Source organism: Paenibacillus sp. FSL R5-0713 (genome assembly GCF_037973325.1).
Lineage (GTDB): Bacteria > Bacillota > Bacilli > Paenibacillales > Paenibacillaceae > Paenibacillus.
On record NZ_CP150229.1, the window covers coordinates 4,902,462 to 4,919,918 of the forward strand.

Annotated in this window: 13 protein-coding genes; 4 read left to right on the forward strand and 9 right to left on the reverse strand. The window is 47.5% G+C overall.

What is annotated here, in order from left to right:
- Positions 1-24: 24 nt before the first annotated feature.
- Positions 25-582, forward strand: a complete 558-nt coding sequence (locus tag MKZ12_RS21840) for a DUF1697 domain-containing protein (protein WP_339256643.1) — start codon at positions 25-27, stop codon at positions 580-582.
- Between the two features lie 149 nt (positions 583-731).
- Here the strand turns inward: MKZ12_RS21840 and MKZ12_RS21845 are convergent, their stop codons facing one another.
- Positions 732-1,175 carry an Hsp20/alpha crystallin family protein gene (locus MKZ12_RS21845; RefSeq protein WP_339256644.1) on the reverse strand — a complete coding sequence of 148 codons (444 nt, stop codon included), beginning with the start codon at positions 1,173-1,175 and terminating at the stop codon, positions 732-734.
- Between the two features lie 327 nt (positions 1,176-1,502).
- Between MKZ12_RS21845 and MKZ12_RS21850 the strand changes: the two genes are divergently transcribed.
- A complete protein-coding gene (locus tag MKZ12_RS21850) occupies positions 1,503-3,089 on the forward strand; it encodes a stalk domain-containing protein (protein WP_339256645.1) in 1,587 nt (528 codons plus the stop codon).
- 136 nt (positions 3,090-3,225) lie between these two features.
- On the opposite strand, the gene MKZ12_RS21855 is transcribed toward MKZ12_RS21850, so the two are convergent.
- From MKZ12_RS21855 to MKZ12_RS21875, 5 genes are all read right to left on the reverse strand, one after another.
- Positions 3,226-3,438, reverse strand: coding sequence for a hypothetical protein (locus tag MKZ12_RS21855; protein ID WP_339236462.1), 213 nt, complete (start codon positions 3,436-3,438; stop codon positions 3,226-3,228).
- A gap of 159 nt (positions 3,439-3,597) precedes the next feature.
- Positions 3,598-5,841, reverse strand: coding sequence for a carboxylesterase family protein (locus tag MKZ12_RS21860; RefSeq protein WP_339256647.1), 2,244 nt, complete (start codon positions 5,839-5,841; stop codon positions 3,598-3,600).
- A 566-nt stretch (positions 5,842-6,407) separates the two neighbouring features.
- A complete protein-coding gene (locus MKZ12_RS21865; RefSeq protein ID WP_339236468.1) occupies positions 6,408-7,679 on the reverse strand; it encodes an amidohydrolase in 1,272 nt (423 codons plus the stop codon).
- A 102-nt stretch (positions 7,680-7,781) separates the two neighbouring features.
- Entirely contained in the window at positions 7,782-9,296 is a 1,515-nt protein-coding gene (locus tag MKZ12_RS21870) for an AbgT family transporter (RefSeq protein ID WP_339256649.1), read from the reverse strand.
- A gap of 285 nt (positions 9,297-9,581) precedes the next feature.
- Entirely contained in the window at positions 9,582-10,886 is a 1,305-nt protein-coding gene (locus MKZ12_RS21875) for a hypothetical protein (RefSeq protein WP_339256651.1), read from the reverse strand.
- Between the two features lie 292 nt (positions 10,887-11,178).
- On the opposite strand from MKZ12_RS21875, the gene MKZ12_RS21880 reads away from it, so the two are divergent.
- Both MKZ12_RS21880 and MKZ12_RS21885 read left to right on the forward strand, forming a co-directional pair.
- Positions 11,179-12,798, forward strand: a complete 1,620-nt coding sequence (locus tag MKZ12_RS21880) for an alkaline phosphatase (RefSeq protein WP_339261486.1) — start codon at positions 11,179-11,181, stop codon at positions 12,796-12,798.
- Positions 12,799-12,961: 163 nt separating this feature from the next.
- Positions 12,962-13,327 (forward strand): VOC family protein, encoded by a 366-nt coding sequence (locus MKZ12_RS21885; RefSeq protein WP_339256653.1) that lies wholly within the window; start codon positions 12,962-12,964, stop codon positions 13,325-13,327.
- Positions 13,328-13,441: 114 nt separating this feature from the next.
- Here the strand turns inward: MKZ12_RS21885 and MKZ12_RS21890 are convergent, their stop codons facing one another.
- From MKZ12_RS21890 to MKZ12_RS21900, 3 genes are all read right to left on the reverse strand, one after another.
- Positions 13,442-14,665, reverse strand: a complete 1,224-nt coding sequence (locus MKZ12_RS21890; RefSeq protein WP_339256655.1) for a GNAT family N-acetyltransferase — start codon at positions 14,663-14,665, stop codon at positions 13,442-13,444.
- Positions 14,666-14,868: 203 nt separating this feature from the next.
- Positions 14,869-15,558, reverse strand: a complete 690-nt coding sequence (locus MKZ12_RS21895) for a DUF4274 domain-containing protein (protein WP_339256657.1) — start codon at positions 15,556-15,558, stop codon at positions 14,869-14,871.
- Between the two features lie 138 nt (positions 15,559-15,696).
- Positions 15,697-17,175, reverse strand: coding sequence for a methyl-accepting chemotaxis protein (locus MKZ12_RS21900; protein ID WP_339256658.1), 1,479 nt, complete (start codon positions 17,173-17,175; stop codon positions 15,697-15,699).
- Positions 17,176-17,457: the final 282 nt, after the last annotated feature.

The window sequence follows — 17,457 nt, forward strand, 5'->3', positions numbered from 1 at the left end:
TGAAGAAATTGGAGGGGCATCCCTATGATCTATGTAGCCTTGCTGCGAGGTATTAATGTAGGCGGGAACAATAAAATGAACATGAAACAGCTAAAAGAAACGTTTGAACAAGCTGGCATGCTGGATGTCGTTACATACATCAACTCTGGCAATATTATTTTTGCTGATCATCAAGAACGTGCTGATGCGAATAGGGAGATATCCCTTACGTTGGAACAGGCCATCGCCGCTGATTTCGGCTTACAGATCAAGGTGATGGTGCGGAATATGGATGAAATCCAAAGCGTTATCGAAGCGCTCCCAGCGGAATGGGTTAATGACGACACGGCCAAAAGTGATGTGATGTTCCTCTGGGATGAGATCAACGAGCCCTCCGTGCTGGATCAACTGCCCATCAAACCCGAAATCGGCACACTGATGTATGTTCCCGGTGCCATTTTGTATTCAGTCAGCAGAGAGGATGCATCCAAAAGTGGCATGAACAAGCTTGTGGGTTCCAAAGTCTATGCTTATATGACCGTAAGAAACGTGAATACCACACGTAAGATATATGCGCTCATGCAGGCAGCGACCGAGAAATAAAGGAATCAGCAAAATGGATATTCAATCTGATGTTCAACGATCCCTCTTCTAATTCAGTCTAAATTAAAACATGCAGAAAACATCCTTATGGATGTCTCCTGCATGTTTTTCATCATATAAGGAAACAATTGATTTCAATTCTCTATGGTTTAGTCAATTTGAATGCGTCTGCGAGATGAATCATCACCAGGGCGTTTTGGAATCTCAAGCTTCAGCACACCATCTTCCAATCTGGCCTTGATATGCTCCTCATCAATATGATCTACATAGAAACGCCGGATAAATTCGCCTGAACGACGCTCCTGCCGAATGATCCGATTGGAGTCATCCTTCTGTTCCACCAGCTCATTACGTTTGGCACGAATAATCAATTCTTTACCTTCAACTTGAATGTCTATATTCTCTTTGGCAATGCCCGGAAGCTCGGCTTCTACCCAATATTTGTCTTCATCCTCACGAATGTCGGTGCGAAATGGCTGCGAGCCAGTCCCAAACGGGGAGAGAAATGAGTTCTCAACCATGTCATTGAAGGATTTCAACATGTGTCCGAACGGGTCTTCATTTCGTTTACGAAACGGAATCAGATCAAACATGAAAATCAGCTCCTTTTGTGTGGTTGGTTTATTGGTGTTGCTTACATTGATTATTATAATACTCGTGCAAACAAGGCTCAAAGTCCGTAAAAGACGAAAAAAACCGATCTTCTTTCACCATGGTTCATTATTATAAAATAGATCCTTTTTTCTTTTATTTTGACCTTCTTTGACTTTCTGACTTTGTCTGACTATAGCATATGAATGTTTTACATAACTTGCTGGCTTCTCTTATTTCTTTTTAACATTTCACCCCTATACTAGGCCATGTCTGAAAACAATTGCACACACCATCACAACACGAAACGATAAAGGGGATCTGGAACATTGAAAAAGAGAAATCAATGGCTTGCCGTTCTGTCGATGACCGCCATTCTTAGCGCAGGAGCAACCAGCTACACATCCATGATTCATGCCGCTGATGCAACTAAACCTGCCAACGATCAAGTTGCACTGCGTACAGCCATCCAAAATATGCAAGGTACGGTCACCTGGAACGGAAACAGTCGCAGTGTTGATATCCAGGTCGCAGATACTAAAGTCCAACTTCCTATAGGAACGTCCTCAGCAACCATTAACGGGGTAAAAACGCCTTTGGACAGTAAAAGCTACATCACCAAAGGTACAACGTATGTATCTTCCCAAACGCTAAAATTAATTACGGATCAACTGATCCTGAAACAAAATAAAACCGGTTTTGAACGAACCGCATCGTTTCAGATGCCCGGTGGCAAAGCAGAAATATCAGCCTCTACGCCAGATGGACAGCGCCTGCTCGTAACCGAAGCGGACAATGGCAGCATTTCTGTATTGGACATTGCTGACTTGAAAAATATCAGCGTATTGAAAACAGTCAGCTTCCATGAGCTCTCTGCCAAAGCTGAAGTCACCAGTGTAACCGTGTCCAAAGACGGCAAATACGGTCTGGCTGTTATTCGTACCGGGGATACGGACAGTGAAGCAAACAAAGGATTGCTTGCCATAGTGGATCTGACAACCTACAAAACTGTAAAAACATATGAACTCGGTATTGGTCCTGACTCGATTGCCCTGTCTCCTGACGGTCTGCATGCCGTGATTGCCATAGAAGACGAAGAGCTGAATAAAGCTGCCGATGAAATTGACTATGCCAACGCCAAACGTCCGGGTAGCATTATGGTTGTATCTTTTGCTGGTGGGAACGTATTGGAAGGTGAAATCACGAACTTGCCAGTATCTCTGGACCATGTTGAAGGCGCCATCTATCCGCATGATCCACAACCGGAGTATGTTGCCATTAGTCCGGATAGCAAAACTGCAGCCATCACGCTACAGGAGAACAACGTCGTTGCCATCGTAGATTTGGAGACCAAAAAGATCAGCTCCATCTTCGCTCTCGGTACCACCTCACATCAAGCGGATCTGAAAGATGATGGCTTGGTTCAGTTTAAAGAAACATTGACAGCTCGTTATGAACCGGATGGGATTGCTTTCTCAGCAGATGGTAAATACCTGCTGACAGCGAATGAAGGAGATTTGGGCAAGAATGAATTTGAGGATGGGGTAAAAGCAGGCGGACGTAATATTGCTGTCTGGGATCTGCAAGGCAAGCGGATGTACGATAGCCAAAACCTCATTGACACGGCAACCGCCATGGTTGGTTTGTACCCGGATGATCGCAGTCCCAACAAAGGCAGCGAAGTGGAGAATCTGACCGTGGCTACGGTGGACGACACAACGTATGCAGCGGTCGCTTCCGAACGGGCAGATGCCATTCTGTTCTTCGATCTTGCTGATCCGGTCAATCCGAACTATCTGGGTCTGATTCCTACAGCCGGAGAGTCACCAGAAGGCATTCATCGGGTTAACGGACGCAGCCTGTTTGTGAGTGCTGATGAAAGCACCGGAACACTTAGTTTTTTTGCCAAGAAATAGATGACGCATACGTGGCCCGCTAAGGCTGAAATAAACAGTTTCAGGCTGTATTGAGTAGGAAGGGGCAAAGAGCCCCTATCCTCTCTTACTATTGAACACGCTAATCCACGTATCTAGATATAGTACGTACAGACGGTTAACGAGACTTTATACTCTCCAATTCCCGCCTGTTCCGCTCTACTTCCTCTTGTAACACTCGCACTTCCATCCTTAATGCGGATACTTCCTCTTTCACGCCAGACCGCTTCATCACAAGATAGAAGATCAGATATAATACAAGACCCATCATGATAAAGAAAATTAATAGCGTTATAATCCCAGCAATTCCTATAGAGCTAGCTCCATCCATAATGTACACGTCTCCCCTCTCGATGTTATTAATTTATATTTACAACAATACCATATTTAAGCATGACGAACAGTACAAAAAGCCAAGAGAATAGGCTCCCTTGGCTTTCAATTTATCTATATACCTTTTATCTATATATCCCTTCCTACCCGGTGATCCTTATTCCCAGAAGAAACGGCCTGCAAACACTTTTTCCGTCAACAGTTTGTATGTTTCTTCAGACAATTCTTTTTTCATCTTCGCCATTACGGCTTCTTTGCCTTGATTATATTGTGTGGACATGCCAATCTCTGCCGTTGTATTACTTGCATCCAGACGCATGATCGGTGCTTGTGCATCTTTCGTCCAAGGTGTCCATGCCGCAAGATTAGGGGAACCACCCGTACCTGGATTGCCTGTGTACAGGAACTGCTTCAGGTATGCTGCCATCGCGATGGACAACTCATCACGTCCTGGTTTGTTCGTCTCGCTAAAGTATCCCTCAGGGAAATAGGCAGCAATGCCATCGGCGTGCCCTGTATAGAAGTCCATATCCGCACCATGTGGTGCGCCCAGTAACGTGAGCAAACGCTCAGAGATGACCCCAGGTTGTGTACCCCAAGCAAAACGATAAGCATATACCGGCGGCTGACCGGCTTCACTGGTCAATTGCTCCGCGACACGCTCTGCATTAAAGCCTGCATAAGCTTCACTACCGTATTTCAGAGCAGCAGCATATTGCTCCGCCTTGGTTTCATCGGTGAACAGCGTTCCATCCGCAATAGCTGGAGCGAAGTTTGGATCACCAAAGGCAAATCCGGAGAACTCCGTTTCCAGGCTGCCCAGTAATACAGGAACTTTCGTGTAATTGCCGTTCTGGATGGCTTCAAAGCCTTCTTTTGGAATCACGGTGCCGTCCCGGAACAGATGCGGGAATGGCTCCATACGGATTGCGGTTGCACCAAACGCTGTGACCAGCTTGTCCGCCGGCAGTGCACGCAGGTAGCTCTCCAGCTGTGCCGGAGATTGCTTGCTTATCCAGGCTTTTGCCTCTTCTGCATTAGCCGCTTTCCCCTCTTGTACAAGCAGCTTCACGAGTACATCCTGGGATTTTTGCTCACCTTCTCCCGGTGATGCTGTCGTCAATCCTCCGCTGAAAGCAACTGCTTTTTGATACAGCCCTTTGCTAAGCGGAGAGATCAGTGTTGCCAGCACATCACGCGCACCAGCAGATTGTCCGGCTAATGTAACTTTGCTTGTATCTCCGCCAAACCCTGCAATATTATCCTGTACCCACTCCAGTGCACGGAATGCGTCGAGCAGACCATAGTTACCGGAGTCATCCAGGGCATTGCCGGTTTTCAGCGCTGCATTCTCGAAGAATCCGAGGGCCCCCAGACGGTAGTTCACGGAGATGATGATACTGTTGGTGCTCCGCGCAAGCTGTTCACCCTGAAAATCTTTACCTGATCCGGTCATATTCCCGCCACCGTGCAGGAACACCATCACCGGAAGTTTAGAACTGGTTGTGTCAGGACGCCAGATATTGAGGTACAGTGAATCCTCACTGCCTACTGTATTCTTGCCGGAGATCTGCAAGCTGTTCGCTGCAAATTCCTTAGCCGATCTAGTTCCTGCCCAAGCTTCAGGTTCTTGTGGAGCTTTCCAACGCAGTTCACCTACCGGAGGTGCGGCGTATGGAACACCGAGCCAGCCGAGCGTGCCATATTGCTCATATTTTTTGCCCTCAATCGCACCATATTTGGTCTGTTGCAACGTTTGAGGTTTGAACGCGCCAGCTTCTTTATGTTTCAACCAGCTCTGCTCCAAGGTTCCATTGCCGTTCTTAAGCTGTGTTTGCAAAGCCTGTGCAGTTGCTTCGGCCATCAGTCGATTGGTAAGCTCACTCGCTCCCTTCCCTTGAAGTGCCTTGATTCCTTTCCCAGCCGCATAGGTGGAAGCCGCCCCTTGCTCATAATCCGTACCTACTTCATATCCAAGCACCTTCAACAGCATTGTGGCATAATCTTCCGCTGTAAGGGGTGCATTAGGCTCAAATTTCTCCGTTCCCGTTACGATCTCAGCCACATACGGATGCTGCTTCAAGTAGCCAACGACCGGTTGCAATACTTTTCCTGCCTGAGCCGCATCGTCATACGTTACCGATCCCTGATAGGTGAGTGCTTCTTTCTCCAATCCGGACAAACGCAAGTACAGTACTGCGGCTTGAATGCGTGTAGCTTTTTTATTCAAATAAGCCGCATTAACACCTTGACCGCTGCCACGAATAAGCTCCGATTGGATCAGCTTGTCCATCGCTGCTGAAGAAGAGGTTGCTGTATTTCCTGCTGCATATGCCGGTAACCCGGATACACATAAACCCAGAATGGTTGCTATGGCAATCGAACGTTTAATGCTTTTCATGTCAACAATCTCCTCGCTGTCAAATAGTGTGTGATGGGATAATTGCATTGGAAATGTGCATCTTTGAATCAGTATTCCAATGTCTGGATGAGTCTATTTCTCTATTTCAGAAAACTTAATCTGCCGCACTCCTTTCTGCTCGAAATATCCGCAACTGCGCTTGCGGTCATGCCTTCAGGCATTTTTTGTATAAAAAAACCTGAACCGAAGGCAAACAGACATCGCTTTAGCGTGATCTGCTGCCCTCAATTCAGGTTTTGCCTGCAATCAGTAACAACCCTGAGGAATGAGGCTCATTCCATATGATAATGTAAACGCAATCATTCATCTGATGAACAAAGAACCAACGAATGAACTGACACAGGTATTGCCCTTAACACGGTTACAATCCTGTTGTTATGGTGATGTTAGCACATAATGTAAGCGTTCGCAATATCTTTTTTATCATCTTCTTATTCTCCATACAAGGGCTAACCAGAAAAACCCGCACTTTTCATGCGGGCCTGAACTTAGCTTCCATCCTGATGATCCAGACAGCTAACTCCTAGTCATGAATATCGACCATCCTAGAGATCTGTTGTTTGCAGGGTACGTGCCAATTTCTCCAGCAGTTCCACCGCAGGGGCCAATACCGCTTCATCAATATCAAATTCGGGATGATGATGCGGGGCAGGTAACTCGCTGCCAACAATCATATACGTGGCTTTGCCACCTTGCTCTTGGACTCGCCGGATCATATAACTGGCATCCTCGCTGCCGAGAGCAGCACTATCCGAAATAGCCTCCGCATGGGTGAAACCAGCGATGCCTTCCGCTTGCTGAACCGCAAGCTCTGCAAGTTCCATATCACATCGAATCGGGATGGCACTTCCAACCACTTCAACGGAAGCGGTTAGTTCGTGCATGGCTGCGCTATGCTCAATGATGTTCCGCACGCGGCGCTCCAGCTCTCGATTCGTTTCTTCACTGGTCGAACGTGTCTCAATAACCATGCGGGCATGCTCAGCAATAATATTGGCCCCTGTTCCACCTTCCAGAATGCCTACATTAATCCGGGTATCTGCTGAGCTGAAGCGGGGAAGTGCATGAATGTTGAGCATGGCGGTCGCTGCGCCCAGCAGCGCGTTCCGGCCTTCCTCCGGTGTAGCCCCTGCATGGGAAGATACACCGGTGAAATGTGCTTCCAGCTTGGTCGTTGCCAGGAATCCGGCAGACGCACCTCTAATATGACCGGATGGCACACCGGTACCCAAGTGCATACAGAACAGGCGATCCACCTGTTCCAGCATTCCTTTTTCAACCATGGCATATGCTCCGCGCACACCTTCTTCGGCAGGTTGGAATAACAGCCGAATCTTGCCGGCAAACTTCCGGTTACTCAACCGTTCTGCAAGCGCCAGTCCGATCGTTGTATGCCCATCGTGTGCACAGGCATGCATAATGCCTTCATGACGGGAACGAAATTGTGCTGCTTGCGGTGCATGTTGTTCCAACTTGCTCTCACGGATCGGCAATGCATCCATATCGAAGCGGAACGCTGTCGTTGGCCCCTCCTGCTCCCCTTGAATTTCAGCAACTACGGCGGTGAATCCTCCTCGCATCTGTTCCACGATCACCGGATCTGCACCTTCACGGAGGGCACGCTGATATGCATCTTCCAAGACTTCGGGCTTCGGCAACCCGCGCCGTGATGTGTCATCAATTGCATCTTTTCCGTAAGTGACGCTATACCCCAGTTCCGTCAGGATTTGCACCACTTTGGTCGCCGTACGAAATTCCGTAAATCCCAGTTCAGGATGTGCATGCAGGTCCCGGCGAAGTGCGATAATATCCATCATATGTTATTTCCCCTCTCTCCAAGCTCTATCTATTTGATCGTGTATTCAGACCTACACGACTCATTCAACGTTATACGTCACTAAGCTTGCTCTGCTGATCCCCTACAATCTTGCGTTTACTCCCGGACCAAGTGGCAAGTTGAAGGCGTACCATAGAATGACCATAACCACCCACACCGAGAAGAATGCAATCGAATATGGCAAAATCAGTGAATAATACGTTCCCAGCTTCGCATCTTTACGGTACTCCTGCAGAAATCCTACGAACAGCGGTACAAAAGGCGATACCGGAGCCAATGGAATAACGACCGAATCCGATACCCGAAAAATAACCTGAGTGAATGCCGGATGGAATCCAAGCAGCATCATCATTGGAATAAATACCGGGGCAAGAATGGACCAGATCGCTGATCCACTTGCGATGAACATCGTCAGCAATGCCGACAGGAAAATCAATCCGATCACCACCGGAATGCCATTAATGCCTGTCTTTTCTAGCAAATCGGTAATTGTAAGTGCCAGAAATTTGCCCATGTTGCTCCAGTTGAACATCGCCACGAATTGGGACAACGGGAACACCATCACGATAAAACCAGCCATCGTTTTGATCGGTTCAATGAGCAGTTTTGGCAGATCGTTCTGATTTTGGATCACTTTCAGTTTAATGCCGTAAGTCAGCGCTACGGTAAAGAAGAACAGTAAAATGACAGGAACAATCCCGGCCAGGAAAGGCGAACCCATGACACTTCCCGTTTCCGGGTTACGAAGAACGCCATTCGAAGGGATCACCAGGAATGAAATGACTGCGATAAAAAGCAATGCAGCAATCCCCGATGCACGTAATGCCCGGTTTTCTTCAGGTGTCGGTGCTTCGAGCTTATACACTCGCTCCCCTTCGTAACGGCCCAGACGTGGTTCAAGGAATCTGTCCGTCATGAACCCGGCAACGAGAGTCAGCACAATAACCGAAGCGGACATAAAGTACCAGTTATCCAGAACCGTAACGCCCACATTGGGATCTACAGAGGTTGCAATCTCAGTACTAATACCTGACAGCAATACATCGGTGGTCACAATGAGCATATTGGCTGTAAAACCTGCGCCAACCCCTGCAATGGCGGCAATCAATCCGGCAACCGGATGTCTGCCTACCGCGAGAAAGATCAGCGCTCCAAGCGGAGGCATGATCACAAGCGCCGCATCCGAGGACACATGGCTGAAAAAAGCGATGAAAATGACGAGATAACTGGCGTAACGCGCAGGTACCCGAACAGCCATTTTACGCATAACCGCTTCGAGAAGACCCACCTTCTCCGCCAGACCAATGCCCAGCACCAGAGCCAGGATGGAAGCCAGTGGTTTGAAATCAGCAAAGTTCTTGACCACATTCGGCAACAGCCACTGAATTCCCTCCCTGCTCAGCAAGTTCTTAACATGTACCTGTTCCCCATCAATCGGGTTATGTGCCATCGCATTAAAGAGCGATAACACCAGTGTGGCAACCATCAGGGCGACAATGAGATAGATAAACAATAAAAACGGATTGGGAAGCTTGTTCCCTACTTTCTCTACCCAACCAAAAAGTCCTGTGTTCTCCTGTCTGTCCGCTTTGACCATGCAAACAACCCCCTGACTGTGTTGGAACTGCCTCTGGATAGACTGAACAAGTCTGATGAAGGTCTTGTCCCCGTTAGCAGATCATTAACGTACATTTAACGAAAATGTCGTAATTTTAGGACATTATATAATTATCCCTGCACAAAGTTCAATACCTGTGTTATGTATTTTAACACTTGAAATAAAAAAACCGCTGAGCCGGCCTTGTCATCTTGTCCTCTCCACACGGACAAGAGACATAAGGTTGCATCATCGGTTTTAGTAATTTGTTCTATGTTCGCTAACCTAACGCAAGAGACGATAACGGTTACTAGGCCTTCCGCGCCTTGTATTCAGCTCATTGCCAGCAATTTCGGCCAGTGCAAAAGCAGTAAGACTGCCCATAATACGTTGTACGTGCCTGATGGTCATGGAGAGCCCTGAAGCCAACTCACCGGCTGTAAATTCTTCTTTGCCCATTCGGCGTATGTAGGCCTTTATTTTCTGGAATGTACGAATACTGACGCCTGCCTTGTTCAATTGTTCCAGCAATTCAATATCACTTGAATAAGTTTCGTAGGATAATTCGTGGTCTTCTCCTGCCGCCTCGACAATGGTTCCATCCGTCTCATAGATAATAATCCGTCCAGCCTCATCATCCTTGGCGTACTGAATAGCTTTACGTGCATGTCGTTCGGCATCAAATGCCGTCTCCCCGAACCCAATCCCGCCGAAGGAAGGCAAGTCTGTATCCAGCTCCAACTGTTGCATGGTCGAATGCAGTGAATCCATACTACGGGCCATCACACCTCTCGAACCATACATCAGGTACCTTCCGGTGCCGTCCTGATGAAGTGATCCATCAATTTGTTCACAGTGTCGCAGCAGCACTCCCTTGATCTTCAGCTCCATATACTGCAACTGATACCGCTCCGTCGACAGTTCTCCCGCTTCATGTAATCGATCAATCTCAATCATGAGCACACCTATCTGACTATCCTTGAACGCTGAACTGCGAATCTGTTCTATTAACATACGTACGGCTTGAACCGTTTCCTGCTTGGTTGAATCAATTTTGAAGACGGGTACCCCGCGTTCCACCAGACCTTCATACACCGCGTACAGACAGGTAATCGCTGCTTTGGTAATCCCCTCTTGCCAATGCCGCACGTGAAACCCGATCATTTCTTCCACATCGTAATCGATGGAAAACACGTATTTACGTAATTGCTCCTGTGAGATATTCAGCTCTTCCAGACTGTCCATCAACCCCCAGCTCTCGTTGTCCGTCATATCAATGGAGATATCTTTCACCGGACTGTCCAAGGTGTAAATGGCCTGAAGCATCGCCTTATACAAGCTGGCCCCAGTAGGAGGGCAGTATATCGCATGTTCTTTTTCCGAAAGTTCAGCCTGAGCACTCAGATAAGGAATCGGCCCCGTAAATACCCATCCGTGTACATTCTCCCGATTTCGTCTAATGATGTCTCCCGTTTCTCTTGCATGTTCATAGGCATATGGCTCGTAGCTCGCCCCCAGATCGTGTCCCTGCAACGCACGCATGGTTCGCTCAATGGATGGCCTCGGCCCTACGATTCCGATTCGATACATCTACACCCCTCCTTCTCTCACACCACAATTCAACATAGATCATATCGCTCCGAATGTTCCGTGGGTTATAAGTTTTAATTATATACAGAACCGACGATATAACAAAACAGATTACAGTTCGCTTAAAATCTATCTTTTTTCATTTAATCGTAAATTTTACATATAGTTAATCCATTTCATACATTGGTTTAGCATTGGTTGTATACACTGGGCTCAGGATACAAAACAAACTATACATATATTCTAGGAGGATGCATTCATGTTAAACCGTTTTAATGTCCGTGCAGCCAAAATGATGCTCGCGGTGACAACAATTGTTACAGCTACACTCGGAGGAGGAAGTGCAGCGTGGGCTGTGGAAGACACCACCTCAACGACATCAGCATCACCGATTAAAAATGTGATTATTCTCATTCCCGACGGCATGGCTAACGATGCCACTGCTCTGGCTCGTTGGTATAAGGGCTCGTCCCTGACGCTGGATTCCATGGCAAGCGGCATGGTTCGTACACACTCTGCAGATGCGCCGATTGCGGACTCGGCTCCTGCTGGAACTGCTTTTGCAACAGGCTACAAATCGCATACCGGATTCGTCGGTGTACTGCCGGACAAAGCTACGATGCCTGGGCAAAAGGCGATTGCGCCTGGAGACGCAAGAAAACCGGTCGCTTCTGTACTGGAGGCTTCCAAACTAGCTGGCAAAGCAACCGGTATTATATCCACATCCGAGATTATGCACGCCACACCCGCGGACTTCTCTGCTCACTACCCGGATCGGAAAAACTATGATGCCCTCAGTAAACAACAAGTCTATAATGGCATGGATGTTGTGTTGGGCGGAGGTAGCAAATACCTTGAGCCTGCGGGTCGCCAAGACGGCGAGAATCTGGTTTCGTCCATCAAAGCACTGGGTTACGATTACGTCACTACACCGGCTGCAATGAAAGCATCCGATTCGAACAAGCTGTGGGGGATGTTCGCACCAGCGGGCATGGCTTACAATATGGACCGTGATCCAGCGAAGCAACCAAGTCTTGCTGAGATGACATCCAAAGCGATTGAAGTTCTGTCCAAAGACGAAGACGGCTTCTTTCTGATGGTTGAAGGTAGTAAAGTAGACTGGGCAGCTCATGCCAATGATCCGATTGGTATTATCAGTGATGTGCTGGCTTTTGATGATGCCGTAAAAGTAGCCATGGATTTTGCCAAAACGGACGGAGAGACTGCGGTTGTGGCTGTAACTGACCACCAGAACGGTGGACTCACAATCGGTAATACCTCCACAACTGGAACATATGATAAAGAGCCGTTGTCCACATTTATCGGACCTTTGAAAAAGGCCAAACTGACAGGTGAGGGTGTTGAAGCGAAGCTGAATGCCAAGCGTACAAACATCAAAGCAGTGATGAAACAATACTATGGCATTACCGATCTGACTTCCGAGGAGATTGCCACAATTAAAACGGCTGAGCCGGGTAGTCTTAACTATGCAATCGGTCCAATGATCAGCAAACGCGCAGGGATTGGTTGGACAACCGGTGGTCATACAGGTGGAGATGTCGTACTTTACACGTATGCTCCCAACAATGACCGTCCATTCGGGGTAATCGACAACACGGATGTCGCCAAATATATGGCACGTGTACTGGATCTCGATCTGGACAGCGTGAACAAACAATTGTTTGTACCTGCCAAACAGGCATTTACAGCCAAAGGCGCAACATATAAGCTGGATCTCACTGACGCCAAAAATCCAAAGATCCTCGTTACCAAAGGCAACACCAAGCTGGAACTGCAAATCTATAAAAATATTGCACTGGTGAACGGCAAAAAGAAAGCTTTGGAAGGTGTCATTGTCTATAACGGTGTAGAGGCATTTGTACCACAAGGTGCAGTGGATCTCATTCAATAATTGATAGAACCAACGGAACGAACGGAGATTACACGATTTGGCTGCCGAATATCTCGGCAGCTATTTTATTGTTTACTGATAAGGAGTAGGTTCCTGGTAGCACCTATCGTATAATGAACGTAACCAAAATACATATCATGCAAGAAAAAGGAGAAATTCACCCATGTTGATCAAATTAAACTGGATCACGCTGAGGGTCAGTAGTTTGGAAGCTTCGCTCAGGTTCTATCACGACATGCTCGGACTTCCCATTCAGCGCAGATTCGAAAGCCGCGGAAGGCAGATTGCCATGCTCGGCATGGAGAATGAAACCAAGCTGGAACTGATTGAGAGCAGTGAATCCGTTCTTAAACCAGAGGCTGGCGTGTCGATCGGGTATGAGGTGAACTCGCTGGATGAAGCGATGGAACGACTGGCAGAGCTAAATATTCCGATTGTACGCGGCCCCATCCAGCCCCATCCGCATCTACGGTTTATTTACATTACAGATCCAGATGGCTTCGAGGTGCAACTCGCAGAGCATGTCTAATTTAGGCGATTGTGATAGGAGTGTGCGTATCACGATAACCAGTTGTTTGTACATGTGTGCAGTCAAACCTGTATGCCCCCCTCCTAGGGCAGCGTAAAACGTTATTGTGTCTGTTTACAGCTTCATGCGGCGCATCAGCGGCACACCTATGCGATTCAGCAACCGATCAAGCAGCATCCAGCACCAGCGTCTGCCCCATGGAAGGTGGCGCTCATACACAGCCGAATACTCAAAATCCGCCACAGCACCCCGATTGCGCTTAAACTGAGCTGCTCCCGCGCTCTCATGCAACAGATGGCCGTTCTCCCGAGCCTGTCTGATCAGACAGGCGGATAACATGCGGTATAGTCCGACGGACTGGGACACCGCTGTATCGTAACCGAACAACGGTGTTGTCATGATTCCATTTCGGCAGAAATAACCCATGACCGCGTCCAAGCGCCCCTCCTTTCGCAGTCCATACAGCCTGAGTGTTCCTGATGCCATCGCAGCAGCAATGAACCGTTCGGTGAACTGCGGATTGTGATAGGAGTATTTTTCGAGATATAACCGCTTGTACAACTCCACGATTCGCGGAATATCTGCATCTGTCATTTCTACTTCGGAAACAAATTCATACTCGTGCTTGGCCAACAATTCGTAATCCCTCTTCAAGAGCCAGCGTGATTTTGAGTTACCAAAATTCGGATCATTCGCTTGGTACAGATAGATCTGTCGGCTCGGAATCAGTCGACACCCCACTTCGGTTAGCCTCGCCGTCAGATCGGGATGAAGTCCCGGACACAAGGAGCGAAATACAATGACGTGCTCCGGGTATCTCTCTTGTACTACTGCAAGCAAACATTCTGCCTGTTCACCGGACAGGGCTGGATAGAGATTGGTGGACAACAGCCAGTTGTTCACATGCACGACTTTGTTAATCTGTGATTGCTTCATTCCCCAACCGATTAGACTGAGCAGCGCACTAAGGCCTTTTTCCAACACGGGTTTCTGCAACATGCTCAATTCCTGCTTCGCGTAACTCACGTAATGCGTATATGGCGAACAGACGTAAGCATTATCATACTCTGCATCATTCACCGTCAGTGGAATAACGAGATCGTCGATCCGGGCGAGCAGCACTGTGGTCTCCACGTTGGACATATAACTCCGGGACCCTTGCTGCATGATGGGTTCCAGATAAGCTCTGGCATATCTGCCGTCCTCCGTATCGGGCCAGTCCATGTCTTTGAACGAATGCTGATCATAGAGACGCACACGTTCGATGCAATTGTCATTCCTAACCTCATATGTATGTACATCGCAACCCGATCTGTCGTTCCCTGCTTTATTCTTCAACCTTTTACTCCCCCATAAGGTAACATCATCTGTACACAAACCATATAGCTATTCATACTCCTTTTCGGTCGACAGAGCTGCTTCCCACTCTCAATCATATAGAAATGTTCGATACTTCCAGCCTGCAACTGATCCACTCTGGCTCTCTGGCTTATATACCTTTTACTCCATTGAATTCACTACTCAACCTTGGATTCTCTCATCTAGCCTCTTTGGGATAATCGCTCTGCCAGCTGACGATAAGCCAGACCATCTTCTCTCTCGTTGACTTCATCTTCATCCATCTTAAGCCAGTAGTCCGCATCCAGCAGTTCTGCCATGTCTAACCGCGTAATCTCTGCACATTCGGAATGTTCACACACTGCAATCATCGGCTCAGGACTGTCGTCCCAGTTGTACCCGTTCACGATGGCATGAAGGAGTACAGCTGAATTCAGTGCACGGATTTGGGCAGCCGCCTTGTCTGGAGACTCCTCGTACAAAATTTCATCGACAACACTTTGTTCCGCCTGGGTCAGCTTGAGTCTGACTGCTCCTTGAGTGTCCAGTAACATGTCTGCGATATCCGGGTTACGTCTGGCTGCGTTCCAGGCACTAGCCTGAATTCCATGGGGAGCATCCAGTTTGACTCCATGTTCAATCAATAACGGAATGGCTTCAAGCTGCTTGAACTTCACCGCTTTTTTCAGCGCGGTATCCCCAAGTTTGTCCTCTAGTTCCAAGTCAGGACCTGTTTCGAGAAGACAACGGATCGCTTCAATCGGCATACGATTTGTCAAAAAGAGCATCAGCGGTGTACGCCCGCGATCATCCTGTTCGTTGATATCCAAGACACCGACAGCTTCTCTGACTTGCTCCACATCTTTGGATTTGCTAATCTCCACCCAATTCATAGTTCGTTCTCCACCATCCTCTTCACACTCTACACAACACTGTATCGGAAAAAATTGTCGGCATCAACTTATACTCCAGATGAAAAAAGCCCGTCCAGCACGATAAATACGCACAGACGAACTTTCAACAATCTGGTATTAAAGTTTATTCTCCACGGAAGATGCCTGATGATCCGAGACTAACTCATTCAGATTCACAATCAGCTGCTCCAGTTCTCCGAAGCTCTCCACCATCTTCTGTGTTAAGTTACGCTGTTCTTCCATGCTCGCCAGGATCTCTTCTGCCGCTGCACTGGATTGCTCCGTTACACTCGAAATCTCGGAAACCTCATTCACTACTCTAGTAGAAGATTCCTTCATTGTTGCCGAACTCGTCTCAATATCTGTCGCTTGATTCAACACATGCTGAGAGTTGCTGTTGATCGTACGGAACACTTCGTCTGCCGTCTGAACGCTGTCTCTACCTTGTTGTAAGGATAGACGAATACGTTCGAAGCGATCTGTCAGTGCCTGCGTTTGTCCTTTTAACCGAGACAGGATGGTTGAAATATCACTCGCGGATTGACCCGAGCTCTCGGCCAGCTTGCGCACTTCCTCGGATACAACCGCAAATCCGCGTCCATGCTCGCCTGCACGAGCCGCTTCAATGGCTGCATTGAGCGCAAGCAGGTTGGTCTGAGTTGCGATATCCGCTATACTGTTCAGCATAAGCGTCATGGATTCACTTTCCTCATTGAACTTTTGCATGTCACTCGCCGTTTGATTGATCGTTTTATATAAGTCTTGCATCTGACTGTTCAGTTGGTTCAGATGTTCGCTTCCTGTTTGCGTGCTCGTTGCCATACTTGCAGACACCTCTTTCATCTGCTGGGAATACAGCGCAACATCCTTAATATGCTGATCCGATACGGATAAGGATTCCGAAATTTCCGCCACACTGGTCGCCTGGAACTCCACACCCTTGGCAACCTCACTGAATCCCAGGGTCACTTCATGGGTAATGGAACCTGTTGAATCCACCTTTTGCTTCAATTGATCTGTATAACGAGACAGCCCGCCAACAGACTCCTTGACCCGTTCAAGCATCGTTTCCACCCGGGTCCGCGACGCTTCGACCTCGCTCCATCTTTTTTCACTTTCATGAAAGAGCTTTTGGTTCAGATAGGACACCATCAACAAGATTCCACCCGCAACGGCGAATAGTCCTACATTAATTGCATTAGTTACGAACTGATCCTGAGTTGTTGTAGGAATAATCCAAAGTTGAAAAATATTGTTCGCGAGCATAACCGAAAATCCGATGATAAACCATTTTTTGTTTGGATAAATAAGCAAGATTGAAGAGATAAGCATAGCAAGCAGCGGTTCAACGCTTCCCCATCCGGCGAATACCCCGCACAACGAGATGAGCACCGTGTTCACCCAAGGAATGAGATGAATATGCTTCTTTTTGGCGTTTGCGTATGCGAGCCAGATTCCATACAAGATCACAATACCGTTGGAAATAAATAATTTGGGCTCAATTAAAGCTACTGAAAATCCTACAATTAACACAACCCACAAAATGATGCTGATGATCTTGTTCCGTTTCCATATAATTTCGTCAATACGATTCATGCATACCCCGTCCTTTAGATAAAATAAGTTTACGATTGTAGGGCATACTCGCACTCACATCGGCCTCTTAATGGTTTGCTTCCGTGCATATTTCAACGCAACGCTCAGGCCACCGCCATAGTACAATGTTACTTCACAAATATGAAAGCAGCGCTACATTATGTATATCGGTATTCCGAATACAAAATTAAATATTAACTTTTATTTAATACGCTTCCGTATAAAAAAAACATAAAAAGCCCCTCTTATACGCTGTTACGTACAAGAAAGGCTTCTTGGTTA

Bases quoted from the DNA above. Each gene is read 5' to 3' on its own strand.
- MKZ12_RS21860 (WP_339256647.1), bottom strand. From the start codon at position 5,841: ATGAAAAGCATTAAACGTTCGATTGCCATAGCAACCATTCTGGGTTTA.
- MKZ12_RS21885 (WP_339256653.1), top strand. From the start codon at position 12,962: ATGTTGATCAAATTAAACTGGATCACGCTGAGGGTCAGTAGTTTGGAA.
- MKZ12_RS21845 (WP_339256644.1), bottom strand. From the start codon at position 1,175: ATGTTTGATCTGATTCCGTTTCGTAAACGAAATGAAGACCCGTTCGGA.
- MKZ12_RS21840 (WP_339256643.1), top strand. From the start codon at position 25: ATGATCTATGTAGCCTTGCTGCGAGGTATTAATGTAGGCGGGAACAAT.
- MKZ12_RS21880 (WP_339261486.1), top strand. From the start codon at position 11,179: ATGATGCTCGCGGTGACAACAATTGTTACAGCTACACTCGGAGGAGGA.
- MKZ12_RS21895 (WP_339256657.1), bottom strand. From the start codon at position 15,558: ATGAATTGGGTGGAGATTAGCAAATCCAAAGATGTGGAGCAAGTCAGA.
- MKZ12_RS21870 (WP_339256649.1), bottom strand. From the start codon at position 9,296: ATGGTCAAAGCGGACAGACAGGAGAACACAGGACTTTTTGGTTGGGTA.
- MKZ12_RS21900 (WP_339256658.1), bottom strand. From the start codon at position 17,175: ATGAATCGTATTGACGAAATTATATGGAAACGGAACAAGATCATCAGC.
- MKZ12_RS21855 (WP_339236462.1), bottom strand. From the start codon at position 3,438: ATGGATGGAGCTAGCTCTATAGGAATTGCTGGGATTATAACGCTATTA.
- MKZ12_RS21865 (WP_339236468.1), bottom strand. From the start codon at position 7,679: ATGATGGATATTATCGCACTTCGCCGGGACCTGCATGCACATCCTGAA.
- MKZ12_RS21875 (WP_339256651.1), bottom strand. From the start codon at position 10,886: ATGTATCGAATCGGAATCGTAGGGCCGAGGCCATCCATTGAGCGAACC.